This is a genomic window from Oceanobacillus sp. CFH 90083, from assembly GCF_009389585.1.
Taxonomy (GTDB): domain Bacteria; phylum Bacillota; class Bacilli; order Bacillales; family Amphibacillaceae; genus Oceanobacillus.
The window spans coordinates 70,914-96,509 of record NZ_VIYG01000006.1 but is presented as its reverse complement, the minus strand read 5'-3'; the positions used below and the strand labels follow the sequence as shown (position 1 = coordinate 96,509).

25 protein-coding genes and 1 pseudogene are annotated in these 25,596 nt (G+C 37.9%); 7 read left to right on the top strand and 19 right to left on the bottom strand.

Annotated elements, in window-relative coordinates; translation table 11 throughout:
* Positions 1 to 74: 74 nt before the first annotated feature.
* Both FLK20_RS10990 and FLK20_RS10985 read right to left on the bottom strand, forming a co-directional pair.
* On the bottom strand, positions 75 to 506 hold the full coding sequence (locus tag FLK20_RS10990; RefSeq protein ID WP_152656609.1) for a DnaA N-terminal domain-containing protein: 432 nt from the start codon (positions 504 to 506) through the stop codon (positions 75 to 77).
* A gap of 33 nt (positions 507 to 539) precedes the next feature.
* Positions 540 to 995, bottom strand: coding sequence for an 8-oxo-dGTP diphosphatase (locus FLK20_RS10985; protein WP_152656608.1), 456 nt, complete (start codon positions 993 to 995; stop codon positions 540 to 542).
* Between the two features lie 157 nt (positions 996 to 1,152).
* On the opposite strand from FLK20_RS10985, the gene FLK20_RS10980 reads away from it, so the two are divergent.
* Positions 1,153 to 1,788 carry a pentapeptide repeat-containing protein gene (locus tag FLK20_RS10980; protein WP_152656607.1) on the top strand — a complete coding sequence of 212 codons (636 nt, stop codon included), beginning with the start codon at positions 1,153 to 1,155 and terminating at the stop codon, positions 1,786 to 1,788.
* Between the two features lie 165 nt (positions 1,789 to 1,953).
* On the opposite strand, the gene FLK20_RS10975 is transcribed toward FLK20_RS10980, so the two are convergent.
* The 6 genes from FLK20_RS10975 to FLK20_RS10950 all read right to left on the bottom strand — a co-directional run bounded on the left by FLK20_RS10975 (position 1,954) and on the right by FLK20_RS10950 (position 7,221).
* Positions 1,954 to 3,135 (bottom strand): aminotransferase, encoded by a 1,182-nt coding sequence (locus FLK20_RS10975; RefSeq protein ID WP_152656606.1) that lies wholly within the window; start codon positions 3,133 to 3,135, stop codon positions 1,954 to 1,956.
* The gene (locus FLK20_RS10970) at positions 3,132 to 3,626 is read right to left on the bottom strand and encodes an Lrp/AsnC family transcriptional regulator (protein ID WP_152656605.1); all 495 of its coding nucleotides are present in this window, start codon (positions 3,624 to 3,626) and stop codon (positions 3,132 to 3,134) included. Before FLK20_RS10970 ends, FLK20_RS10975 begins: the two co-directional genes overlap by 4 nt.
* Positions 3,627 to 4,098: 472 nt before the next feature.
* Complete coding sequence (locus FLK20_RS10965) at positions 4,099 to 4,521, bottom strand: disulfide oxidoreductase (RefSeq protein ID WP_152656604.1); 423 nt, start codon at positions 4,519 to 4,521, stop codon at positions 4,099 to 4,101.
* Between the two features lies 1 nt (position 4,522).
* Positions 4,523 to 5,188, bottom strand: a complete 666-nt coding sequence (locus tag FLK20_RS10960) for a DsbA family protein (RefSeq protein WP_152656603.1) — start codon at positions 5,186 to 5,188, stop codon at positions 4,523 to 4,525.
* A 317-nt stretch (positions 5,189 to 5,505) separates the two neighbouring features.
* On the bottom strand, positions 5,506 to 6,069 hold the full coding sequence (locus tag FLK20_RS10955; RefSeq protein WP_152656602.1) for a GNAT family N-acetyltransferase: 564 nt from the start codon (positions 6,067 to 6,069) through the stop codon (positions 5,506 to 5,508).
* Between the two features lie 294 nt (positions 6,070 to 6,363).
* Positions 6,364 to 7,221: an MBL fold metallo-hydrolase gene (locus FLK20_RS10950; protein WP_152656601.1), complete on the bottom strand. Its 858-nt coding sequence runs from the start codon at positions 7,219 to 7,221 to the stop codon at positions 6,364 to 6,366.
* A gap of 242 nt (positions 7,222 to 7,463) precedes the next feature.
* Between FLK20_RS10950 and FLK20_RS10945 the strand changes: the two genes are divergently transcribed.
* From FLK20_RS10945 to FLK20_RS22275, 3 genes and pseudogenes are all read left to right on the top strand, one after another.
* Positions 7,464 to 7,844: a hypothetical protein gene (locus tag FLK20_RS10945; protein WP_152656600.1), complete on the top strand. Its 381-nt coding sequence runs from the start codon at positions 7,464 to 7,466 to the stop codon at positions 7,842 to 7,844.
* 372 nt (positions 7,845 to 8,216) lie between these two features.
* Positions 8,217 to 8,304 (top strand): annotated as a pseudogene (locus FLK20_RS22280) (ribosomal protein L7/L12); the annotation flags it as partial.
* Positions 8,305 to 8,363: 59 nt separating this feature from the next.
* On the top strand, positions 8,364 to 8,495 hold the full coding sequence (locus FLK20_RS22275; protein WP_152656793.1) for a ribosomal protein L7/L12: 132 nt from the start codon (positions 8,364 to 8,366) through the stop codon (positions 8,493 to 8,495).
* A 243-nt stretch (positions 8,496 to 8,738) separates the two neighbouring features.
* On the opposite strand, the gene FLK20_RS10930 is transcribed toward FLK20_RS22275, so the two are convergent.
* A complete protein-coding gene (locus tag FLK20_RS10930; protein ID WP_152656599.1) occupies positions 8,739 to 9,752 on the bottom strand; it encodes an NADP-dependent oxidoreductase in 1,014 nt (337 codons plus the stop codon).
* 198 nt (positions 9,753 to 9,950) lie between these two features.
* On the opposite strand from FLK20_RS10930, the gene FLK20_RS10925 reads away from it, so the two are divergent.
* A complete protein-coding gene (locus FLK20_RS10925) occupies positions 9,951 to 10,622 on the top strand; it encodes a phosphatase PAP2 family protein (RefSeq protein ID WP_152656598.1) in 672 nt (223 codons plus the stop codon).
* An 86-nt stretch (positions 10,623 to 10,708) separates the two neighbouring features.
* Here the strand turns inward: FLK20_RS10925 and FLK20_RS10920 are convergent, their stop codons facing one another.
* The 6 genes from FLK20_RS10920 to licT all read right to left on the bottom strand — a co-directional run bounded on the left by FLK20_RS10920 (position 10,709) and on the right by licT (position 19,238).
* Entirely contained in the window at positions 10,709 to 12,031 is a 1,323-nt protein-coding gene (locus FLK20_RS10920) for a replication-associated recombination protein A (RefSeq protein WP_152656597.1), read from the bottom strand.
* Positions 12,032 to 12,614: 583 nt separating this feature from the next.
* Positions 12,615 to 13,355 (bottom strand): metallophosphoesterase family protein, encoded by a 741-nt coding sequence (locus tag FLK20_RS10915; protein ID WP_152656596.1) that lies wholly within the window; start codon positions 13,353 to 13,355, stop codon positions 12,615 to 12,617.
* Positions 13,356 to 13,866: 511 nt separating this feature from the next.
* Complete coding sequence (locus FLK20_RS10910) at positions 13,867 to 14,349, bottom strand: hypothetical protein (RefSeq protein ID WP_152656595.1); 483 nt, start codon at positions 14,347 to 14,349, stop codon at positions 13,867 to 13,869.
* Between the two features lie 232 nt (positions 14,350 to 14,581).
* The gene (locus FLK20_RS10905; RefSeq protein WP_152656594.1) at positions 14,582 to 16,009 is read right to left on the bottom strand and encodes a 6-phospho-beta-glucosidase; all 1,428 of its coding nucleotides are present in this window, start codon (positions 16,007 to 16,009) and stop codon (positions 14,582 to 14,584) included.
* A 76-nt stretch (positions 16,010 to 16,085) separates the two neighbouring features.
* Positions 16,086 to 18,008, bottom strand: a complete 1,923-nt coding sequence (locus FLK20_RS10900) for a beta-glucoside-specific PTS transporter subunit IIABC (protein ID WP_152656593.1) — start codon at positions 18,006 to 18,008, stop codon at positions 16,086 to 16,088.
* Positions 18,009 to 18,380: 372 nt separating this feature from the next.
* A complete protein-coding gene (gene licT, locus FLK20_RS10895) occupies positions 18,381 to 19,238 on the bottom strand; it encodes a BglG family transcription antiterminator LicT (protein WP_152656592.1) in 858 nt (285 codons plus the stop codon).
* A gap of 508 nt (positions 19,239 to 19,746) precedes the next feature.
* On the opposite strand from licT, the gene FLK20_RS10890 reads away from it, so the two are divergent.
* Positions 19,747 to 20,100, top strand: a complete 354-nt coding sequence (locus FLK20_RS10890) for a hypothetical protein (protein WP_152656591.1) — start codon at positions 19,747 to 19,749, stop codon at positions 20,098 to 20,100.
* Between the two features lie 353 nt (positions 20,101 to 20,453).
* On the opposite strand, the gene FLK20_RS10885 is transcribed toward FLK20_RS10890, so the two are convergent.
* Positions 20,454 to 21,287 carry an SDR family NAD(P)-dependent oxidoreductase gene (locus FLK20_RS10885; protein WP_152656590.1) on the bottom strand — a complete coding sequence of 278 codons (834 nt, stop codon included), beginning with the start codon at positions 21,285 to 21,287 and terminating at the stop codon, positions 20,454 to 20,456.
* A 99-nt stretch (positions 21,288 to 21,386) separates the two neighbouring features.
* Here FLK20_RS10885 and FLK20_RS10880 point away from each other — a divergent pair, with 99 nt between their 5' ends.
* Positions 21,387 to 22,355: a helix-turn-helix transcriptional regulator gene (locus tag FLK20_RS10880; RefSeq protein WP_152656589.1), complete on the top strand. Its 969-nt coding sequence runs from the start codon at positions 21,387 to 21,389 to the stop codon at positions 22,353 to 22,355.
* A gap of 347 nt (positions 22,356 to 22,702) precedes the next feature.
* On the opposite strand, the gene kynA is transcribed toward FLK20_RS10880, so the two are convergent.
* From kynA to kynU, 3 genes are read right to left on the bottom strand one after another with little or no spacing between them, the layout of a single operon-like run.
* Entirely contained in the window at positions 22,703 to 23,551 is an 849-nt protein-coding gene (gene kynA / locus FLK20_RS10875) for a tryptophan 2,3-dioxygenase (protein WP_152656588.1), read from the bottom strand.
* 2 nt (positions 23,552 to 23,553) lie between these two features.
* Positions 23,554 to 24,186 carry an arylformamidase gene (gene kynB, locus FLK20_RS10870; protein WP_152656587.1) on the bottom strand — a complete coding sequence of 211 codons (633 nt, stop codon included), beginning with the start codon at positions 24,184 to 24,186 and terminating at the stop codon, positions 23,554 to 23,556.
* Positions 24,186 to 25,460, bottom strand: coding sequence for a kynureninase (gene kynU, locus FLK20_RS10865; RefSeq protein ID WP_152656586.1), 1,275 nt, complete (start codon positions 25,458 to 25,460; stop codon positions 24,186 to 24,188). Before kynU ends, kynB begins: the two co-directional genes overlap by 1 nt.
* Between the last annotated feature and the right edge of the window lie 136 nt (positions 25,461 to 25,596).

Here is a 25,596-nt window from a genome sequence, read left to right as displayed (position 1 = left end):
TTTTTCATATATATTAACTATGATATCCTACCTCTTTTAATTAGCTCTAATCACTGCTAATACAATAGAGAAATTCACTTCTCATTCTGCTCTAACTTTCTAATTCTTTCTTCCAGCTGCTCAGCTCTTTCATCCAAACGTTTTATATCTATTAACTGCTGTACTTTCTGCTCCAGCCTGTCTATCTTTCTTTCTAACCTGCTAATACTGTCCGTGTCATACTGAATCGATACCGGTTCTAAACGAGTATTTTGAAAAATAGATTCAGCATTTGTATCTGTCTCGGCAAATTGAATATCATAGTCCTCTCCAGTTACTTCTTTTACTGTATTAGCAATCAATATACCATACTGATCCTCCAGCCAGTCAATCGTAAATTCATTAGGTGCATATACCGTTAATACGCCCTCTTCTAATTCCATCGAGGTTTTTTTAAACCATGTATCAAAGCTTGGCTTAGATATCTGAACACTTATTTTTTCTAATACCTTTTTCCATATATCCATAGCATCTTCTCCCTTCGTTGTATATCAACTGAATTAAAATAATACCACATTCGCCTCTTCATTACTCTGATCATAATAAAACTCCGAAATTTGTTCATCTACAAACACCTTGTACATTTCCAAAAAATCATTAGCCAGCTGATAATCTGTCAGCGCGTCCTTTTCAATCCAAAATACCTCTCCTTCATCAGAGCTTGTTAATTCTCCAGAAAAGGAATTTGTTTTATAAAACAACACGACATATCTTTCATCTTGATTTGTCTGGAATTGCTTCGTTCCGCATAGCACAGGATGCTTAATATGTAAGCCTGTTTCTTCCTCCACTTCCCGTACCACTGCGTCATGGAAGGACTCACCCTTTTCAATATGTCCTCCTGGAAAAGTAATCCCCGGCCAATTTTTATTTTGTCTGTCTTGAACCAAAATCTGGCCCTTTTCATTTTCAATCATGCACATATTCGTGAAAATTGCTGCTTCTGCTCTTCCCATTTGACTGCTCTTCCCCTTTTCGTTTACGGTTTTATTTAATTATAATAAGTATACCACTGCCTAAAAAACACGGAAACAATAATATGTTATGATGGAGGCAAACCCGGATTCCGTGCGGGCAAGTAAAATAATTATAAAGAAAGAAGGCATATAGAACATGAAAATAGCTATCCCAAAAATCTCTCCTGTTCTCACAGAAAAAAGATTTACTGATATTTTTTATGAGGAAGACCCTTTACTGGAAATGTGCGAAATTACTGGAGCTGAGTTTACTAATGAAGCTGTCGAACGTGTACGGATTTTCGATGCAGTCATCCAAAACTGTCAATTCAACCAAACAGACTTCAGCAATATAGAACTGACAGACGTCCGATTTGAAAATTGCGATTTATCTAATGTAAACTTTACCAAATCTTCTATACATCGTGTAGAATTTATTCATTGCAAGCTGGTCGGCTGTGAATTCCCGGAATCCTCTATTGGCAATGTCCGATTTGATGATTCCACCTTAAATCTGGCCACCTTTGGAAATGCCAAGCTGGAAAAGGTCATATTTAATCAAGCTGTATTAACTAATGTAGACTTTTATAATTGCAAATTCAAACAAATCGAGTTTCACCGTTGCGACTTAAATGAAGCTAACTTTGAAGAGACTTCTTTGAAAGGAATTGATATCAGCTCGTCCAGCTTTGAAGCATTGACCGTTTCTTTAGAAAGTTTAAAAGGCTGTAAGGTTTCTCCTTACCAGGCAATTCAGTTTGCTTCTTTGATTGGGTTGGTGGTTAAAGATTAATAAAGGCTAAATACGAAATACGTATATATATAAATGCCAATGATATTTCATCAACCTTTTTTCTATTGTTTAAAATAAATCCCCAATGATTGTTTGAAATGGAAAACAATCATCGGGGATTTCCTATCAATGAAGTTTTTCCTTCACCCCGTAAATTATTTATAATCACAAATACTTACTGACAAAACGATTCATCCGTTTGGTAGCTTCCTGAAGATTTTCCATCGAAGTTGCATATGAACAACGGATATGCCCTTCTCCTCCAACACCAAAGATATTTCCCGGTACAACCGCGACACGCTCTTCATACAATAATTTCTCTGCAAATTCTTCGGAGGTTAATCCGGTAGCTTTAATCGACGGGAATGCATAAAACGCACCGCCAGGCATATGACAGGCTAAGCCCATCTCTGCAAAAGACTCTACAAAAAATCCACGTCTCTGCTTATAGGACTGCATCATTCTCTCCACATCATCCATCCCGCTCTTCAAGGCTTCAAGCGCTCCGTACTGCGCCATTGTCGGTGCGCACATTAAGCTGTACTGGTGAAGCTTCAGCATAGCAGCCAATAAATCAGGCGGTGCCATCACAAAGCCTAAACGCCAGCCTGTCATCGCAAAGGCTTTGGAAAACCCGGATATTAAAATGGTTCTCTCCTTCATTCCCTCAAGAGCAGCAAAGCTGAAATGCTTATTATCATAGCTTAATTCTGCATAAATCTCATCAGAAAATACGATTAAATCATGCTCTTCTGCAAGAGCTGCTATTTCCTGCAAATCTTCTTTTAACATGACGGCGCCAGTCGGGTTATTCGGAAAACTGATCATTAATGCCTTTGTTTTCTCTGTAATTGCAGCCCGGATCTGTTCTGCTGATACTTTAAAGTCATCCTCTATCTTTGTTCCTACAGAAACCGGAACACCGCCTGCCATTGATACGAGCGGCGAATAGGACACAAATCCCGGCTCTACAATAATGACTTCATCCCCCGGATCTAAAATGGCCCGGCAGCCAATATCAATTGCTTCACTTGCACCGACTGTTACAAGCACCTCTGTTTCAGGATCGTAGTCCACATCAAAGCGCTGATACATATACTTGGTAATTTCCTGCCTTAATTCAAGTACACCAGCATTTGCTGAATACGCAGTAAAGCCTCTTTCCATGGATGAAATACTCGCTTCACGAATGTTCCATGGTGTTGTAAAATCAGGCTCCCCTACACCTAAGGAAATAATATTATCCATAGAAGAGGCCAGATCGAAAAATCTCCGGATACCGGACGGCTTAATATCTTGTATCCGTGACGATAAGCGGCTTTTGGTTTTTACGTTTACTTGACTCATGGTGTCACCACAATTCTGCGATCTTCTTCGCCTTCTTCAAAAATAATGCCGTCATGCTTATACTTCTTCAATTGAAAATGTGTTGTTGTGGAAATCACAGAATCTATGGATGAAAGTTTTTCAGAAACGAAACGGGCAATCTCCTGCATTGTCTTTCCTTCAATAACCACTTGAAGATCATAAGCTCCGGACATTAAATATAATGCCTGTACCTCAGAGAAACGGTAAATTCTTTCTGCGACCTCATCAAATCCGACTCCGCGTTTAGGGGTTACCTTTACATCAATCATCGCTGTTACCTGCTCAGCCTGTGGTACCTTGCTCCAATCAATTACAGCTGAATAGTTTAAGATAACTTTCTTTTTCTCTAATTTCTTTAAAATCGCTTCAATTTCTTCCTCACTTATATTTGTCATTTTTGCTAATGTATTGAAATCAATTCGTGCATCTTCTTCTATAATTCTCAAAATTTCCAATTCTTTTTCTGTCATTATCCTCTGACTCCTTTACCAGTTCTATCCAACATCCAAGCTCGTATTTGGATTATATTCCATCATAACATATTCGATGCGGTAAATTCATTTCTGTCTCTAAATATTTTAAATCTTTTATTTTGCATTTACGAAGCATATTTATTATTAGAAAATAATAGAGGAAGAGAACGAAATCTGGTAAAATATCGTTTGCAGAAAAAATTTTTAAATAACTGTTTTGACACCAAAGCCTATCAATAGAACTCCCGTACATTTTTAAATAAATCGTTCGGGTTTCATTTATCATGCGCTTCTCTCCTCACACTTCTTTAGCTTTCTTTAAAATAGCAATTATTCTTTATTTTTTCTTGTACGATATTGCGCCTGTTGCTTATAGTGCGTGTTTACGAGTCTATCAGATTATCTATTCAAAGCAATGCCTGCTGATTCCAATAGAAAAGCCACCGATAAATCTACCGATGGCTTGTGCTTACTTTTTATTTGGTTTTATAAGTAACATGAAGATAATAATTAGTGTAAAAGCAACAAATGCTAAAAACGGTATTGTCATAAAACCTAACCAATTAATATACTCCATATTACAAGGCACGCCGCCTACACACGGTTTTAACGGTGCAAAGCCCGGTACCTTTTGCTGAAGATAGTGGTAAAGGGAAATGGACCAGCCAATTACAGCGATTGGCAGCACATATCTTTTGATCTTAAAATCCTTTTTAAAAGTAGCTATCCCCAGTATGACAGCTAAAGGATACATCGCAATCCGCTGATACCAGCATAATTCACAAGGAATAAAATCTTTTATCTCACTGAAATAAAGACTCCCCAATGTTGCAATGCTAGCAACTAACCAGGCAAAATAAAGGTAAAACTGCCTCAAATCAGATTTATCCATATTACTCACCCAATTCAGATTCAATGGCTTCTTGAATAAATTCATAATTAAATGTTTCTTCACCGTCTATCATAATATTATTTACCATAATCGAAGGAGTTGAGTTCACGTTGTAATCAGATACCATTTCTGAATCCCTCTCTAACTCATCTATCTTCGTATTATTTTCTATATCTTCCATAAGCGCTTCTGTATCAACACCGTCTACACTATTGGCAATTTCCTCAATTCTATCTTCTGTTACCCATACACCTTGCCCCTCCGGCTGGGCTGCAAAGAGAGCGTTATGAAAATCCCAATAGACATCAGGGTTTTGCTCATAGACGATTTCAGCTGCCAAGGAAGCCAACCTGGATTCTTCTCCTTGGAACATCGTATTAACATAGGCGATCTGTACCTGACCGCTCTCGACATAATCGGCTTCTAATTGAGGTACGAAGGCTTCATTCCACGCCTTACAACCAGGGCATTTATAATCACCAAATTCTACGATAGTTACCGGTGCATCAGGATCACCAAGAGTAGGCTGCCCTTCTATCGATGGCGCATCATCAAATACTTGACCAAAAGAGCCTGAATTCTGATTTACCAGTACAACAATCAGTACTAACAGAGCAATCACAATTAAGGTGATCGCCACAATCAATTTCATTGGCGACTTTTTCATATAGCATCACTCCTTATTTTTCATAAAATAAAACTTTTTACCAAACAGAGCCAAGACTGCGATGACTCGTCCTACCTTAAATATTTATACCGTGATAAATATAACACAAAAAGAAATATTATTCATCTTTGTACTTACAAATAGTTACCTTCTGATTAAAAATCAAGCACAGTTTGAATATACTTTATTTTTTCATTTTATACATATATTTGATTGTCCATTTTATGACAATTATATTTTTTTAACACGGATGAAGAACAAATATAGACAAGCTCTTTTCTATCAGAGCTTGTCTATATTGTCTATCATGTCTATCATTATTTGATTGCATCTGATTTTTGGATCTGCAGCTCAAAATACTCCTGCTGTAATATTCCCATGTGCAGTACATCATGCCAGCTTCCGTCCCGGAAAAGTGTCTGCCTGCTCTTCCCTTCTGTTTGAAAACCTATTTTTTTATATAAATGGATTGCTCGCGTATTAAATGAAAATACCCGTAAGGAAACTCGATGCAGATTCAATTCATAAAAACTATAATCCAGCAACAGCTTTACACCTTCTGCTCCGTATCCTTTCCCCCAATATGATTTCTCACCAATATCAATGATACACTCCGCATTCCTGTTTTTATAATCTATATTGATTAAGGAGATAATACCAATGGCCACATCACTTTCCTTATCCAACATGATATAGCCTTTGGAAGCATCTGATCCTAAGATAGCATACTCCATAAAAGCTTCCGTAGCTTTCATTGGATAGACATCTAAAGCTGGACTTGTTGAATGCATCACCTCCACATCATTTCTCCATCTGTGATAAAGTGCAGCATCTTCTTTGATCACCTTTCTTAAGCGAATTCTTTCTGATTGAAATAGCAAGAAAATCACTCCTTATTTTCTACGGATGGGTGTATTAATATTTCTAAAGAAAAAAATGGATAGTTGCTTACTCTTACTTTCTTATTCCAACTATAAATTATACATGTATGTATAATTTAATTATAACGACATATATGTATATTTTCAATTTTTAACTATTATCACTTTGTCAATTTGCAAATAAATCAGACGATATAGAGCGTGTTTCAAGTAATTTTTATATGCAAAAAGAAAAAGTTGCTCTTTCGGAAAAAAGTCTAGAGATACCTTTCTCTGAAAAAGCAACTATACAGGCTAATCTTCTTTATCATTCACATATTTTCCAAAATCGGGTACAGCTGTCTGTTCAAACGTATTCACTAATTTCTTAAGGCCTTCAGACAGTTCTTCTCCATACACCGGCTCTCCATGACCAGTTACTGCATTAGCTGGTTTCAAAGCCTGAAGCATTTGAACAGATTTCTTTGCAGCTTTCCAGTCTGTAGTGAAATACCTTGGCGGTCCGTGCACTTCTCGATCCTGTATCATCACTTTATATAATGAGTCCTGTTTGACAGTAACAAAAGCATCACCAGCAATCAGGAAACGATCTGCATCTCTAAACAAGGAAATATGTCCTGGTGCATGCCCAGGTGTGTGTATCCATCTCCAACCAGGAAGCTCTGGAACACTCCCATCAGCCGGAAGCTCCATGATGTTTCTCCCCAGGTTGATGGATTCATTAGGAAATACAGAAGAAGCTTTTGCTACCAGCCCTCCTTCAACACTTGGATCAGGTTCAGGATAATTCTTTTTTCCAGTTAAGAAAGGAAGCTCTAACTTGTGAGCATAGACTGGTACATCCCAATATTTCACTAAGTCAATAACGGCTCCTGTATGATCAAAATGGCCATGCGTTAAAATAATTGCTTCAGGTCGGCTGCCCTTACTAAATCGCTCCTCTATAATCGATATAATTTTATCTGCTGATCGAGGCATCCCCGCATCAATTAATACAAATTTTTTGGTTTGCTGATCCTCAACAATACAGATGTTAACGATCTGGATAGTGTAACAATAAATATCTGGCACTACCTCGATGCCTGTACCACTATTTACAGATGTTGCAGGAATATATTTATCATCTGTCCCGTAAGACATATCGTTGTCCATTCTTCATCTCCTCCTGTTACATGGATATATGGAACATATAGATACCTTTCCTTTCAATTAAAATTTTTATGCCTGATTCGTAAAAATTTTAAAGAACTTCTGGATAAAAGCAATCTGGACAGTACGTTAATATTTTATCAATACATCTGACTTTTCCATTATTTAACTAAAAACAACGTAAGCTGAACAATAGAATTCATAACAATATATGTTATAGTAAAGTAGGAGAAAGGGGTTATCTGATGTCTAAAAAAATTCTGCTGATTGTACTGACTTTACTAACTGCAATTGCTGCTATTTTATTAACAGCCCGATATCCGACAGGTCCTGATACCATTTCATATGACGAACCTGTCAGCTTATTGATTTCAATAGGGATGGTAGTTGTTCTCTTTTTACCACCGCTCCTTTTAGCATTCTTTCAGCATTTTATTGTAAGGGTTATTTCAGCAATCTATCAAGGCTTCATTGCGATTGCTTTTATCGGACTGATTCTGGCAAGCTTTTTTGCATCGGCAGGAATATCTGTCACGATTGCTGCCATCACCGGTACAATTTTAAGTATTGCAAGTATTTTTGTAACCCTGTTTATGGGAAGCAGTAAAAATACATACAGCTTTTAAAATGGATGAGATACTTATCTTATCCATTTTTTGAGAAAATAAATTTCCTTACCGTTGAAGATAATTATTTTTTATTATTTCAAACCCAGCTGACTCAGGAACAGCCGGTCAGGTGATATACTTCACTCCAAGAACTTTCCTCCATCCGTAGATCATGCAGGAAAGTCATTGGTATAAACACCTATGCTATGATTCATATACAACATTAAAATACTGGAGGTGAGATTACTTATGTCCATAGAAATTATTTTAATTGCAATCATTGTTATTGCTGTTATCTATCTGCTCTCGTTACGAAATCGGAATAAGGATAAACTGGAAAAAGAGCTGAGAACGCCAGAAGAGATTCTCCCTGAAGTTCAGCAGAAACTCGAAGCTGGTGAGAACAAAATCAAATTGATTAAATATGTACGTGAAGAAACCGGGCTGGGTTTGGTGGAAGCAAAGGATCTCGTTGAAGGAAATTTAGAAACAAATACGGTTGTTTCAGAAGCAGAACTTTTGTCAAAAGTGCAAGAGATGCTTCAATCAGGTATTGGTGACATTAAAGCAGTTAAATACGTTCGTGAACAAACAGGTTTTGGATTAAAAGAAGCGAAAGACTTTGTTGATAATGCTAAAAAAAGCCAAGCGATTAACAACAGTGACTAAAAGAATACACAATATCAAAGAAAAATAAGCCGGGAATATATAACTAATAGATTACACCGTTTGCCTGAAATAATGAGAAAAAGCGATATAGCAATGTGTAAAGATGTATAAGTACCCAGTAACATTTTTTCAAGCATACACCAAAGATCCAGTCTTAAAAATGTTTCAGCACTTTCCGACCTATCGTTTGAGGAAGCCGCTTAGTCAAAGCTCATAAAACAAGCGGCTTCCTTAACCATTAACCTAATCCATATCTCCAACTTTTACAAGCTGTTTGCCAATATTTTCACCGGAAAATAACCCTAGAAAAGCATCTGGAATGGAATGAAATCCTTCAAGGATAGTTTCTTCAAATTTTATTTCTCCTTTGGAAACTGCTTCTTCAAGTGCTTTGTAAGCTTCCGAATAATGCTCGGAAAAATCGCCGACCAGGAAACCTTGCATCTTCACACGAGACTTAATAAGAAATTGTTGAACTCGCAAACCAGTGTCCTTTTCCCCTTCTTTTAAATTATAAGAAGCAATAGCCCCGCATACGGGAACTCGGGCAAATACATTTAAAAGCGGCCAAACAGCATCAGATATATCACCGCCGACATTTTCAAAATATACATCAATTCCATCTGGACATGTTTCTTGAAGCTGCCCGGCAACATTTCCTTTTTTATATTCAACAGCTGCATCATAGCCGAGTGTTTCTGTAATATAAGCTGCTTTTTTCTCTGATCCAACAATTCCTACTACACGGGCTCCTGCTTTCTTAGCTAACTGTCCTGCAATTTGTCCAACTGCTCCTGCTGCCCCAGATACAACAACCGTCTCCCCTTGTTTAGGCTTGCCAATATGCATCATTCCAAAATATGCAGTAAGTGCAGGCATTCCCAGTACGCTAAGCGCATTGCTGGGATCCAATCCTTTTGTTCTGACTTTTCGTACCTGATTTGCTTGTACAACATTATATTCCTGAAAATCAAACATACCTGTTACAATATCACCTTTTTCAAAATGGCTGCTTTTTGACTGAACAACTTGACCGACTGCTCCTCCTTTTAACGGAGCGCCCAGCTTAAAAGGCTCTGCGTAGGATGGAGCATCAGACATTCTTCCCCGCATATATGGATCAACAGATACATACAACGTTTTCAGTAAAAGCTCTCCCTCTGCCGGTTCTGTAATCTCTATTTGTTTAAATTGAAACGTATTTTCATCTGGCAGTCCATTGGGACGCTCCTGCAGTAATAGTTGCTCTTGCTTCATTTTTTATTTCCTCCTTGATTTCACTTATTTTCAAAGCTAAAATATACGCTTTATGTTTCTCTTCCTTTCTATATAAAAGGTTAAACATAACTTTTTCGTTTATATCCATGCACAAAAGCTTATTATTATGTACAATGAGAATTTGATATTTCAATTATCAGTGCATGAAAAAATATAGAGTGAAAGAAGGTTATACCATTGGGATTACGAAATAGAGCTCCTGCTCCTTTTTTAATAACAGGAATAATATGCCTATTACTATTTGGCGTAATAGCCTGGGGAGTATATTTGGAAAGCAATTGGATTAAATCTTTTGATTTATCATGGATTGACCGAATTCAAGGTTCTGTTTCTGAAAAGAAAACAGCCTTCATCATGATCATTACAGAACTTGGAAGTATGCAAGCGGTTATCGGCTTAACAATCATTATTTGTATTGTATTATTTTTCAAGCGGAAATTTGCAGAAGGATTATGGTTTGGCGGCACGATTCTTTTTTGTGCTGCAATCGGCGGGAAGGTGTTAAAGAAGAGCTTTGACCGAGAACGTCCAGCTTTTTTACAGCTCATTGAAAAAACAAATGAAAGCTTCCCAAGCGGTCATGCTACAGCGACAAGCATTTTTTATGGTTTTATTAGTATAGTACTTATTCTGACCACGATTCAAATCTGGAAAAAAGTAATTATTGGCTTTATTACAATTGTCTGGATAGGTTTTATCTTGTTTACCCGTGTCTATTTAGGCGCTCATTTTCCATCAGATGTACTGGCCGGCTTTTTATATGGCCTGGCTGTGGTATTTATTTCTATAGCAGTTTTTCTGCTCGTGCGGCAGCCGCTCCGGAAAATCCTTAAACAGCCGGAGATATAATAGTTAATCACAGTATAAAAGTAACTTCTTCATTTGCTGTTCTACTTTCAAGTGTAGAAGTTACTTCTCTATTTTGAATTTCTGTCCTAATCATTTCTCTGATGCCACTCTTTAATATAACGCAACCGCTCTTTAAATTTTTTCTCATTTCCCTGATCTGTCGGAAAATAGTATTGTTGCCCTTCCAACGAGGGAGGCATTGTTTTCATCGTTGTTAATTTATCTGTTTCATCATGTGAATATTGATAACCCTTTCCATAATCCAGTTCCTTCATTAGCTGCGTAGGTGCATTTCTGATATGCAAAGGAACCGGTTCATTTAAAGATTCCTTTACATCCTTTTTAGCCTTCTGCCGCGCTTGATACACAGCATTTGATTTCGGCGCCAGCGTTAAATAAATAACAGCCTGCGTCAGATGAACATCACACTCCGGCATCCCGATATAGCGGCAGGCCTGAAATACATCAGTTGTAATGGTTAAAGCACGTGTATCCGCTAAACCGATATCTTCACTCGCAAAACGAACTAGCCTCCTTGCAATATACATCGGGTCTTCCCCTGATTCCATCATTCTTGACAGCCAATAAACTGCTGCATCCACATCACTATTTCGCATTGATTTATGCAAAGCGGAAATGATATTATAATGCTCTTCACCGCTTTTATCATATAGAAAGGAGGTCCGGTTAATCAGCTGCTCCAAATTTGTTTCATTAACACAAAAGCCTTCAGAGCTTGTCGTGCTGTTTAAAACAGCCATTTCTAATGTATTTAAAGCATTTCTTGCATCTCCATTAGCAAATTTTGCGATAGCTGTTAAACTTTGCTCTGTTATCTGAATATGCTTATCTCCGAATCCATACGGATGATATATTGCATTCTTTAGAAGATTTACAATATCATCGACTTTCAGCTGATTTAAAACAAAAACCCTGCTGCGTGATAACAATGCTGCATTTACTTCAAAAGAAGGATTTTCTGTCGTCGCTCCAATTAAAGTAATACTGCCATTTTCCACATAAGGTAGAAATGCATCCTGCTGTGCCTTGTTGAACCGGTGTATTTCATCAATGAAAATTATTGTTTTTCCACCTAAATCTCGTCTTGCTTCAGCTTCCTTCATCATATTTTTGATATCCTTAATACTGCTGTTTACAGCTGACAGGTTAATAAATGTTGATTCTGTCTTACTTGCAATAATCTCAGCCAATGTCGTTTTACCAACTCCAGGCGGTCCCCAAAAAATGATAGAAGTAACTTGATCATTTTCGATAATTTCACGCAGGACCTTCCCACGAGCCAATAAGTGCTGCTGACCGACAAATTCATCCAGTGTTTTCGGTCGGACACGGCTGGCAAGTGGCGAATTCCTCTTATTATCCTCTTCAAAAAGCGACCCCTGCTTCATTAAACTCACCTCTCATCTGAAAGAACTGCTTATTCAAGGCAGTTTCTTTTGTTTGTCAATTCTAAAAGAGAACGTTTGCTCTATTATAACAAATACAATTTTATTTGAAAAGTATTTTTGAATTGAAAATAAGCACTGGGAAGAATAAGAGCTGTACTCTATTTGCTGCAGTTCTTATCTCTCTTTATTCCTAAAATGCTTCATACTTTATTAAAGTACAAAAAAATCTTGACCTGAAAACGATATCAGAATGTAAACTCAATATATATAACAGGCTGATGGATTTAGCATGGAAGCTGAATAGGAGCAGGAGTGTAACTGAAAAGGCATGATCCACCATATTCTACTATTTCTTGCTAAATCCAGGCTGTTTTTATCCCCTTAAAAACACAGATTCCCTAAACAGAAAACAGCATACAGGACCTTGCTGCTTCACTATTCATATGAGGAATATAAACCGATTCTATCATCACTTGTTTCACAGCCTTTACTTTTGATTATTCCACGGACGTGAAACAGTCGTAACAAGTACGTCCACGGCTTAAGCAGCACATGGAATACGTACATTTTCCCAGTTTTAGCTTCATGCTTTTTCATTACTGATATATGTCGTCTGATACGAATCCTCCATAATAATTAAACAATTTAATCTGCCTCCATAAGCACAGGCCCCATCAATTCCAATCTTTTTATTGCCAAAAAAGATACTATTGTCTTTGCGGCCCCGAATATATTGCGTGGGTGAATGCCCATGAACAACAGTAAAATGATGGGGGTGATCAAACCCCAGAAATTCATGACGAATCCAGATTTTATCGTAATCAGGAGTATTCTTCCAATCCGCCAATGATGGGTCGATGCCTGCATGAACAAAAAGATGCTTTTCCGTTTCAAAATAATACGGCAGGTTAGACAGGAACGCTAAATGCTCCCTATCTGTTTCTTTGATTAGCTGCCTGGCAGAATGTAAATGCTCTCCTGCAGCATCATCTGGAAAATAGTCTTCCCCGACATATGTTTCCAGCGTTGTCATCCCTCCATTCATTAAATAGCGGCGCTCTTTATCTGGATCATCACTAAAAATAAACTCTAAGAACATCTGATCATGGTTTCCCCGTAAAGCAATCGCTCCTTCTTCTACCAGCTTCATGATATAAGCGACTGTCCGCTTTGATTCAGGACCTCTGTCAATATAGTCTCCAAGCAAAATAAGCTGGTCGTCTTTCGGATTATAATCATTTAATTTTAATAATTGTACAAGCTCTTGATAGCAGCCATGAATATCACTGATTGCCAGGATTCTTTTATTAGGAATGGTCCTCACTCCTTTGTTTTTTTAACATGATAGCAGCTCTAAAGTCAGATAAAACTCATGTTATATCCAAACAGGGTAATTGCTCTGTCTGCCTTATCTCAGCTTTCATTCTTTTGGCACCTTAATTATGATGGGACACTTCTTATTCCGCATTGTCCCCAGAAAGTAATCAATGAAAACGGATATCCCGCTTTTTCCAATGATTATTCACTCAATTTCTAAGTTAGCATCAATATACAGTACATTTTTCTTCAAATAATTATCTCCCTCTCATCCTCTAAATTGTTTTTCATTATAGCATAGATTTTTGCTTTCTAAGAGAGTGCCGACTATAGATAGAATACATTTCTTGACTAAAATTTTACTCTTTTTCATCAAACATATTGCTTTAAAGCAATTATCGTGCGGCTCAAAAAAATCCTTTCTATGCATTATCCTTCTCCCGCTTTCATTAACAGCAGGAAATGCAAATAACCACCAATGATTGGCGGTTATTTGCACAATATAGATAAAGTAAATATTAATAATAATACGGGAAAAATAAACTGCTTAACAGAAAAAACGGGAATCGGAAACGTCTAAAACGCCGAAATCTTCTTGGGAAACCATATCCACCGTAGCCAAATCCAAATTGACGTTCCATTCCTTCTCCCCGTTCCATATCACCATCTGGGATGAGCATGGTCACCCCTTCATTATCTACATCCTCAATAATTCCGTCATACATTTGTCCTTCTGTTGTTTGAATTTGTACAAAGTATAGATGGAATTTTTTACATGTATCGTACATTTGTTTTGCATGAGGATTATGCTCCATAGACTGCATATTCATTTCCTGATTATAAGGCCGCTCAGGGTATGGGTTCATTTCATGTTGTAGATTTGTTCTCTGCTGCTCATGCTGTGGGTTTACTCCCTGATCATAAAGCTGTTCACGATGTGGGTTTACTCCTTGATTATAAGGCTGTTCATGTTGCGGGTTCGTTTCAGACTGATCGTTCATTGTACCATTCCTTTCTACATTACTCCCTTCTAAAATATTCAGTATATAGACGATTGTTACAAATAATTCTCTGAAGCAGGCTGCTCGTTATCTAAAAGTTCCAGGGCTTCTTGATAATGAAGAAGAAAGCATATGTCATACCCAACATATACTTTCCTTTTTTAATACGCTATTTTTCATATTGTACAAAATCTCAACCTCTTCATAGTCAAATGATTATTATCCATTCAGATTACAGCTGCTCACCATTTGATGCAATCACCTGCTTATACCAGGCAAAGCTTTTCTTTTTCGAACGTTTTAATGATCCTTTTCCTTCATTATCACGATCTACATAAATATAGCCATATCGTTTTTTCATCTCACCAGTTGACGCACTGACAATGTCAATCGGTCCCCAGCTGGTATAACCGATAATATCCACACCATCCTCGATCGCTTCCCTCATTTCAGCAATATGCTCTTTCAAATAATCGATACGATAGTCATCATCAATTGTACCGTCAGCATTTAATTCATCTATCGCCCCAAGTCCATTTTCCACGACAAACAATGGCTTTTCATAACGATCATAAAGCTGATTTGCAGTGATACGGAAGCCTTTTGGATCAATAGTCCAGCCCCACTCCGATGCTTTCAGATATGGATTGGCAACAGATGCAAATACATTGCCGTCTGTAATATCCTTTAAAATCTCTGGATCGGTGCTTGTCGTTCTGCTGGAATAATAGCTGAAACCGATATAGTCAACTGTGTGCTCTTTCAAAAGTTCTTCATCATTTTCTTCCATTTCAATGTGCAGGTTATTATCCTTCAAAAAGCGCTTGGCATAACCAGGATACTTCCCGCGGGACTGAACATCAATAAAGAAGAAGGACTCCCGGTCTCTTTCCATTGCTTTTGCAACATCATCTGGATTCGATGTATACGGATAAGTCGTACCTGCTGCCAGCATACAGCCGATTTTTGCATCAGGAATGATTTCATGACCAGCTTTGACAGCTAAGGCACTCGCCACCAGCTGATGATGTGCCGCTTGATATTTGATTTGTAATTCATCTTCCCCTTCTTTAAACACTAGACCAGCGCCTACAAAAGGCAGATGTAAGAGCATATTAATTTCATTAAATGTCATCCAATATTTCACTTTATCCTGATAACGGGCGAAAATGGTTTTTGCATAGGTTTCAAAGAATTGCACAAGCTTGCGATTTCTCCAGCTTCCATATGCTTCAATTAAATGGACAGGCACATCAAAATGAGCAATCGTCACAACCGGCTCAATATCATATTTACGCATTTCATCAAATAAATCGTCATAAAATTGGAGCCCTGCTTCATTGGGTGCTGCATCATCCCCATTTGGAAAAATACGTGCCCATGAAATAGAAATTCGTAATGCTTTAAAGCCCATCTCCGCAAACAAGGCAATATCCTCTTTATAACGATGATAAAAATCAATTGCTTTGTGTGATGGATAAAATTCACCCTCAACAGGTTTCAGGATCTCCACTTTTCCTTTCATAACGTCCCAGCGCTTTGCACCTGTTGGTAATAAATCAACAGAAGTTAATCCTTTTCCATCTTCCAAATATGCACCCTCCACCTGGTTTGCAGCTACTGCTCCGCCCCATAAAAATCCTTTTGGAAATTTTGACATCATTAAAAACTCCTTTATTTTGTATTTGGAAGGAAAGGGCAAATTCCATACTTTCCTCCCATCTATTTGCAATCCGTTATTTTTTTAATGAAAGCAGCGGATCACCAAGCTTCCGTTGTTTTGCTTCCGTCGGTGTGATTTCTGTATAGTCACCTGAGTTTGTTACAATAATCGGTGTCGTTACTGGAAAGCCGGCTTTTTTAATTGCTTCTATATCAAATTCAATCAGAAGCTGCCCTTTGTCCACTTGTGCTCCCTGCTCCACATGACCTGTAAAATGCTTTCCATCCAATTGTACCGTGTCCATGCCGATATGAATTAAAATTTCCGCACCGGCTTCAGTTGTAATTCCAATCGCATGATTTGTAGGAAAGATCGCTGAGACCGTTCCAGAGGCAGGTGAAATTAATTTTCCTTCCATTGGTTCAACTGCAATTCCTTGTCCAAGCGTACCCGAAGCAAATGCCGTATCTTCCAGTTCTTCCAGCACAATTACTTCTCCTGTTAATGGACTGATAATATCCTCATTTTTTATACCGTCTACAACGGGTTCCTCTGCTCTTGAAGCAGGTCCTTCTGTTGCCTTTGCATCTGTTTTTTGATTAATACCGCCAAAGAAATAAGTCAATACAAAAGCTAGAACCATTCCAACCCCGGCAGCTATAATCGTACCTACAAATGCAGTGTTCAACCCTTCTTCCGGATGAATCATAGCCGGGAATTGAAATATACCAAGTCCGCCAAGCAGATGAATTTTTGTGCCAAATAATCCTATAATCGCACCACCAATTGCGGATGATATCAGTGAGATAATAAACGGTCTCTTTAGCGGTAAAGCAATACCATATAGAGCTGGCTCGGTGACACCAAACATAGAAGAAATAAATGCGGGTGCACTCAATGTTTTCGTAGTTTGATTTTTTGTTTTTATCCAAATAGCCAGTACTGCAGCTGCTAAGGCAAAGGAATGTACAAAGATTAATGCTAAAATGGGATCCGATCCTGTAACAGCAACATTATTAAATGCAATTGGAATCAGCCCCCAATGCAATCCAAACATGACAAACACCATCCAGAAACCGCCAAGGAAAGCTCCCGCAATAACAGGGCTTAAATCATAAACCCAGATGGTTACTTGTCCCAGCAGCTGGCTCGCCCATGTTGCAATTGGACCAATCACAATAAATGTTAATGGCACAATAATAAGTAACGTGAACATAGGTACAAAAAACATTTTTACAACATTTGGCGTTAGTTTGGCCAACCTATTTTCAAGTTTAGCTGCAAAAAATGTTGCTACAATAATTGGTATAACTGACATAGAATACGTCATTAAAATAACAGGAATGCCAAAGAACTCTATATAGACAGGTGACTCAAACACTGTTCCTGCAAATAGTGTATACAACGGTTCTTCCGCTCCAGGTATTCCTTCCAGCGCTGGATAGACTAACGCCATGGCAATAACCATCCCAATAAAAGGCGTTCCACCAAACTTCTTCATCGCACTATACCCTAAAAGAATCGGCAGGAAATAAAATAATGCATCTCCAGTTGCATTTAAAACCTGATATGTCCCGCCTTCTTCACTAAGCCATCCAACTGCAACAAACAAAGCATTGAAGCCTTTAATCATCCCGGATGCTGCCAGCACACCAAGAATCGGAGTAAAGATACCGGAAATCATATCAATAAAACGGTTAAGTAAGCTGCCTTTCTCTCCATCGTCTTCATCTACAGGTCGACTCGTCTCAAAACCTCCAGCCTGCACTACTGCTTTATACACATCAGGTACATGATTGCCGATAACAACCTGATATTGACCGGCACTTTTCATTACCGTCACAACACCATCCATTTCTTTTAATACCTCTGTATTCGCCTTATCTTCATCTTTTAATTTAAAGCGAAGACGCGTAATACAATGAACGACACTGTAAACGTTTTCTTTTCCGCCAACATTTTTGATAATATCTTTGGCTAGCTGCTCATATTTCATTGTTTTCCCCTCTTTCTAATGTAGTAAAATCAATCAGATAAAGTTATTTCTTATTTTCTGCAAAATTTGTACCAAACAGAAGATCCATTACATATGCGGTATCTGCAACTGCATGGAAGTACTTCATTGGGGCTCTGTATTACCCGTCCCGCTGAAATTCATTGTAATAATTTTAAACTTCCTAAAAGGTAAAATAATTCCGTGATAGGGAACGCTTTATTTGGAACCACCTCCTTATAGTTCATAAAAAAAACCTAAGTTACACACAGCATAAAGAGACTCCGCTCCTTAAACTGCGAGATAACTTAGGTTTTGCCTGCTTCATCAGTAACAATCCTAATGTAAGTATTCAATTTACAAATATTTATTACCTCAAGATGTTGTATCTATTTGATGCCGATTAGTAATTCGGTGGATATGCAATGTTAAATAAACTTTTTCATCATTGGAAATATCCCAATCATAGTTTTTGGCAATGTAGGCTGCAATTCGTTCTGTACATTCAAATGCTGCTATATACTTCTTTTTAACCTGCTCATACAGGAAATTATCATGTGTATCACCTGATTTTTCTTTACGAATGAAACGGGTAGCAAAGAAGCGGAGATGCGATAGAAATCGATCATAGTTAATAGAATTCTCATCCAACTCTATTTTGAAAAAATATCTGACAATATTCAGAATATTATTAACAAGTTCCGTTACTTTGATTGCTGTATCCATATTTTCCCCGGACAGCTGACTATTAACCAGATGCAGAGCAATGGAAGCTGCCTCATCCTCTACAAGCCTGACTCCGGTGCCCTCTTCCACTATATCCAACGCTTTTAATGCAATTTGAAACTCTTGCTTATAGTACCTGCGAATTTCCCATAATAACGGATTTTTCAAATCGATACCGTTTTTATGTCTTGTAATTGCAAAACTTAAATGATCGGTTAAGGCGACATATAAATAATTATCCAATTTATATGTCAAATTCGCTTTAGCTAACTCAAGAATTTTATAGGAGAGATCCAAGTATATTTCCGAAGTTTCTTTCATTAATTCCGCAAGCTTCTTAGCAACATTAGAATTCTCCAATACAAAGGTTTTCTCAATTTGAGCTGCGTCAATTTCCTCGCCTGCCTTTTTTTGAAAGGCTAACCCCCTGCCCATCACAACCATTTCCTGATTCGATTCATCTTTTGACATAACGACATTATTATTTAGTACTTTCGTAATTTTCAATTGCATTCACACCTGAAAAGAGTATTTTTTAATTCCCCTGATATCTGCTTGTTCAGAAAAAAACCTGGATTAATCCAAAATTGCAGGCAGATAGCCTAACAATCCTCAGCGATTAATCCAGGTTTTGCCTGCCGAACAGTAACAATCCTTTGAATAATTTCATTATAGATGATGACGGTTTCAATTGCAATAGAGAAATGGATATTTTACCTATCTATTTTAGCTCTTCCATACTAATATAGTAAAAATGTATGTAATTCATCGAATATATAACACGAAGGCTCCAAAAACACAAACGCAGCATTTTGTTCTAAAGCAAGTTCTACGGTTCCATATTTTCATTTAAATCCATTATAAATCGCCATCGAAAAATAATTTTCTTTTTATTTTCGTTCTCTCAAGGGTTATTTATTATCCATATCATCACAAACTTGGTTCCATTATTTCTTTCAAACACTTCCCAATCTGTAAAGATTCATTTATACTATTGGAAAAGGAGGTGAAAGCTATGGAACAGGATACAATGTTAAAAGAAATATTGCATGCTTTAGAACTTCATTCCAAACATATTGATAAAAAATTTGATCACATTAATACGAAGTTTAATGACATTGATCAGAGATTTGAACACATTGATAAGAAGTTTGATGACATCGATCAGAGGTTTGAACAAATGGATTCTAAAATGGATAACATGAGGGCAGACTTGGAAACCAGGATGGACAAAGGCTTTGATCACTTAGGAAAAAAGATAGACGGGATTCGAACAGATTTAACAGAAACGCAAAATACTACCGATTTTCTGTTAAGTAAAGTTGCCCAGCATGAGAAAAAACTCCGCCATTATTCTGAACAAGCATAACACTTCTCTTGTTCATTCATCCCATAATATTAACAATCCCCCGCTGCATCACCGCTGTAATGGAGTAGGGGATTTAATTATTTTATCATTAGCAAGCTGTCCATTTCTAAAGTAAAAATTCACTCAGGCAGGGTTTTTTATTCCCAATGAATGACAGTACCAAAAGCATGATCTAAAGGCATTTGAACTAATCAAGCCGTTACTGCTTGAGTTCCTCTTCGTATTCTCCATTTTCTCTTTTTTGAAGTGGAAGCTTTACAGCAAGCTACACTGCGCTAAAATCTAAAGTACTAAAATCACCAATTCTTACATGGTTAAAAAGCAATTTTTTTACAATGATACAAAAAGCATAACTATATTGTAAATGGTGGAATATAACGCCCATCAACATCTGTAAATTTGTACTCTTTCGCCAGTTCTCCAATTCTGAACACTTGGCCGCTTTTCTTCATCACATTTGAATCATTTGCTAATGCAGTTATGCCCCGCCCGACATAATATGGGGTTTCCGTTTGCTTTAAATCTTCTGCTTCTTCCCAATGTAATTCATCTGAATCATGATATTTCAATACAAGCTCCGTCCGCATAAATCCGGGAGAAACAGCAAGAACAGCAATATTATCTGCTTTTAATTCGATAGAAAGTCCATAAGCCATCCGTATCAAAGCATTTTTAGCTAAATCATAATAAAACTGTCCTGTGTACTTGCCATGATCCCAGAAAGTTGTATGAACAATGAGTGCCTGTTTATTTTCACGGAGTAATGGAACTGCAAAATGATTTGTTGCCAGTTGAGCACGCACACCTGCAGTAAACATTGTATCCCAATTTTTTAATGGCAGCTCCCAGAAAGGTTTCCCATCAACTCCTAAATCATGAGCGCCCCATACATTATTAATCAAAATATCCAGCCTTCCCTGCTCTTTACGAATTTGAGAAATTACGGCTTCTGTCTCTATATCATTTGTATGATCACACTGAACTGCAATCCCTGTTCCACCCGCAGCTTCTATTTCCAAAACAGTGTCATCTATCGTTCCCGGCCAATTATTTGTAGATGCCCCTTTTACACTCCGGCCGGTAACATATACGATTGCACCAGCCTTTCCCAACTCTATCGCAATGCCGCGCCCTGCTCCTCTGCTCCCGCCTGTAACAAGCGCAACTTTCCCATGAAGATTTTTCATTAATTTCATTCCTTTCGTGTGAATATATTTACATTATACAAACGGATTCTTGACAACTATTGTCATATTTAATTAAATAAATATAAAAAGGTGATTTTATTGAGAGGCGACCGTTTAATATCTATTCTTTTAATGTTGCAATCACATGGACAGATGACTGCTAAAGAGTTAGCTGAAAAGCTGGAAGTTTCCGAACGGACGATTTATAGAGATATGGAAGCTTTAAGCGGGGCCGGCATTCCAGTTTTTGCTGATCGCGGGAAAAATGGAGGCTGGTCTTTAGTCGAAGGATACCAGACTGATTTAACCGGATTAAAGGAAGCTGAAATACGTGCTTTATTTGTTCCGGGCTCTCCACAACTACTTGAAGACTTAGGACTAACCCGGACTTCTGAAGATGCCAGAAATAAACTGATCGCTTCCCTTCCTGCCATATTTCGCGAAAATGCAAAGGATGTATGGAATCGCATTCATATTGATACCAGTTCCTGGCGGGATACAAAAGAAAAAATAGCATCCTTTGAGGTTTTGAAAAATGCTATATGGGAAAATTATAAATTGGATATCGTCTATCAGCGCGCAGATGGACAAACGAATAATTATATCGTACAACCGCTTGGACTAGTCGCTAAAGGCAGTAGCTGGTATTTAATTGCCGCTAAAGAAAATGGAGCTATTCGAAATTACCGGGCTTCACGGATTCAATCCGCTGCACCGATGAAGGAAACATTTGAAAGACCTGAGAGCTTTGACATTGCGCAGTATTGGAAAACTTCTAAGCAAGCTTTTATAAAAGCATTACCGACCTATGAAGTATGGGTAAAGGTCGCTCAAGAAGTTTTACCGAGATTATCCTTTGCAAATCATTTTGTACGGATAATAAAGTCTAATCCAATCGATAAAGAAGGATGGGTACCTGTTAAATTAGCTTTTGATACACAGGAAGAGGCCAAAAGATATATCCTGGGATTCGCGAATCAAATGAAAGTGATTGAACCTGAAGATCTTCACTTTGAAATCCTTAGAATAGCTGAAGTAACCGTTTCGCATTATCGAATTAAGAAATAAAACACTTCTAGAGGATGTTCAAAAAGCTCCCAAAGATAAGCAGCGAATCTCTGCGTTAACGTGTTTTGTCCGATACTCACATATTTAAGAATTTTAGTTAAGTTTGTCTGCATCGTGCGGATAACATAGAAATCATCACAACACGCGCAAGCCCGTTCGTAAAAAACCTGTTGCCTTCATCTTCTTGCTTCTAATTTGATTACTTGTTGAACACACACTTCTATATCAGTTATCAAGCATATACTTTTGAAAGACGGAAAGAAGAGAAAGAACTGCTATTATTCTTACCCTGCATACGCAGTTTCGTGCCCAATCTCTTCTTTCTTCAACTAAAACAGTATCCCCATTTACAGCTCCGTCCGTAATTCCCACAATTCCGGGAAGAAGTATTGATCAAGCACCTTTTTCAAATAACTCACACCGCCGGAACCTCCTGTCCCCTTTTTAAAGCCAATAATCCGTTCTACTGTTTTCATATGTCTGAAACGCCACTGTTGAAATAAATCTTCAATATCTACCAGCTCTTCAGCAAGTTCATATAATTCCCAATATTGATCTACATTTTTGTATACAGTCATCCACGCCTGTTTCACACTTTCATTAGATTTGTACGTAATACTGACGTCCCTGCTCAATACATCCTCATCAATCGAGAAACCTGCTCTGGCAAGTGCCCGAATCGAAACATCATAAAGACTCGGTGCATCGTGCGCTTCCTGTAAAGCCTGATGAAGCTCTGGCTCTTTTTCATATATTTTTAGAACATATTCTGTTTTATATCCCAAGGCAAATTCTATTAATCTATTTTGATAGGATTGAAAACCGGATGCATTTCCTAACTTATCTCGAAATTCCATATACTCACTTGGTGTCATGGTAGAAAGGACATCCCATACATTTTTCAGCTGTTCTTGTATTTGAGCTACCCGTGCAAGCTTTTTAAAGGAAGACCTGAGGTTATCTGCCTGTATATCCTCAATTGCAGAATAGATTTCATGCAAAATTAAATTCATCCAAAGCTCGCTCACGTGGTGGACAACGATGAATAGCTTTTCGTCATGATGTTTGCTCAAAGGCTGCTGGCTGGACAATAACGTATTCAGCCCTAAATAGTCACTGTATGTCATTTTTGCTTTAAAATCTGTATGAAGACTTTTTTCATTTTCAAAAGCCTTATGTTGATTAACCGATTTCATTTTCAACGCTCCTCAATAGGTTTTATGACAGCACGTACAGGGCTTCCATCCCCCTCCTCCAATGCTAATGGCAAGGCAATCAGTTCATAGGCTCCCTCCTCTACGTGATCCAGCATAACATTCTCCAGAATATAAATATCATGCTGGTATAAAGCATGATGCCCCGTCAAATCTTTACTAGAGATCCGGTCTACAGACGGTGTATCTACGCCTACCAGCTTTACACCAAGTGATTGCATGTACGCCGCACCATCTGCAGTAATCGGAGGTACTTCTTCCGGGAACCGTTCTGGTTGATTCGGCAATGCTGTCTTAATTAATAGCCGTTCTGCATGAGAAAGTCCTTTTGCTCTTAAAGCATTTTTGTCAATTTCATCAAAGTCACTTAAATCAATGACCATGCAGGGACCAATATAGCGCTCAATATCTAAGTCGAGTATCCGTTTCCCATCATTTAAAAAATGAAATGGTGCATCAACATGGGTGCCGATATGTGCGCTTGTTGTTATTCTGCCGATATTGACAGAGCCCGTCATCTCTTTGGTTACCGGTGTCTCATAATGAAATGGCTCATCCTCGGGCCAGTGCGCTAAATTATTATTCAACGGCTGCGAAATATCAATCCATTTAGACATCAGGACACAACCTCCCTTTCATTGGAATATTGCTCATACACTTTATCCTCCATAATATTTTTCATAGTTTGCACACAGTCATAAACATCAGTAAATGAATTATATAAAGCTACTGGTGCAAGCCGGATACCAGACGGTTTCCTAAAATCAGGGATAACTTTTTTCATTTTTAATGCCTTGCAAATCCGTGCAGCCTCCGGGTGTTCAAGATAAATATGTCCGCCGCGCTGCTTATCATTTACCGGATTACAGATGACAAAATTAAAATCCTTTAATTCATATTCAATTAAATCCATCATATACGCTGTCAGCTGCAAGGATTTCCTTCGTATCTTTTCAATCCCTGCTTCATGGAATAAATCCAATGCGCCGATTAGTGGAGCAGCACTTAAAATATGTGGTGTTCCAATTTGGAAAGCTCCAGCATTTGATGCAGGTGTCAATGTGTGTTCCATATCAAACTGTTTTTCTTTATCTGAGCTGAACCAGCCTGCAAGTCCAGGAGAAGCACCGAGATGTTTTTTATTCACATAGAGTGCCGCAACACTGCCAGGGCCGCCATTCAAATGTTTATAAGTACACCAAAATGCAAAATCAACATCCCATTCATGCAGCTGATGCGGAATAGCTCCAATCGAATGACATAAATCAAAACCGATTTTTATCCCTCGTTCATGCGCTGCTTTGGTTAACTTTTCCATATCTAAGATTTGCCCGCTCCGGTACAGTACACTCGGCAAAACGATTAATGCAACCTCCTTTGTCATTGCTTCAATAATTGTCTCTTCATCCAGCATGTGCCCATCTTCGCTCTGTACTTGAATAAGATAGGATTCATTGTACCCTTTTCCTTTTAACTGTGCCTTTAAAGCATAAATATCGCTGGGAAAGTTAAGCGAGTCTGCGAGTATTTTTGTTCTGTTTCCTGCCGGTTCGTAAAAAGTAGAAACAAGCTGATGTAAATTCACTGTTGTCGAGCCGGTTACTACTACTTCTCCTTTACTTGCACCAACGAGCTCAGACATTTTTTCGCCAAGCGATTCAGATAAGTAATACCAGGGGTGATTCCCTTCTGTCCATCCGTCAATGCCATATTCTCTCCAGGAGCTCAGTAAATCATAGACAGACTGCTCTGCTCTTTTACTCATTAATCCTAATGAATTACCGTCCATGTAAACGCATTCATTTTTTAAATAAAATTCATTACGAAAGTCTCTTAATTCATCCCGGGCATCTAATTTTCCAGCATAGGCTTTTGTATATTTGGCTTCCATTTTTGTCACTTCCCTTTACAATTATTCTAAGACTCAAACACATCATGAGATTTATTCACTTAGGATTTAAACACCCTCTATGAATAGATTATCAATAACTCGAGATGAATGAAACAGATAACATTTTTTCTATCAA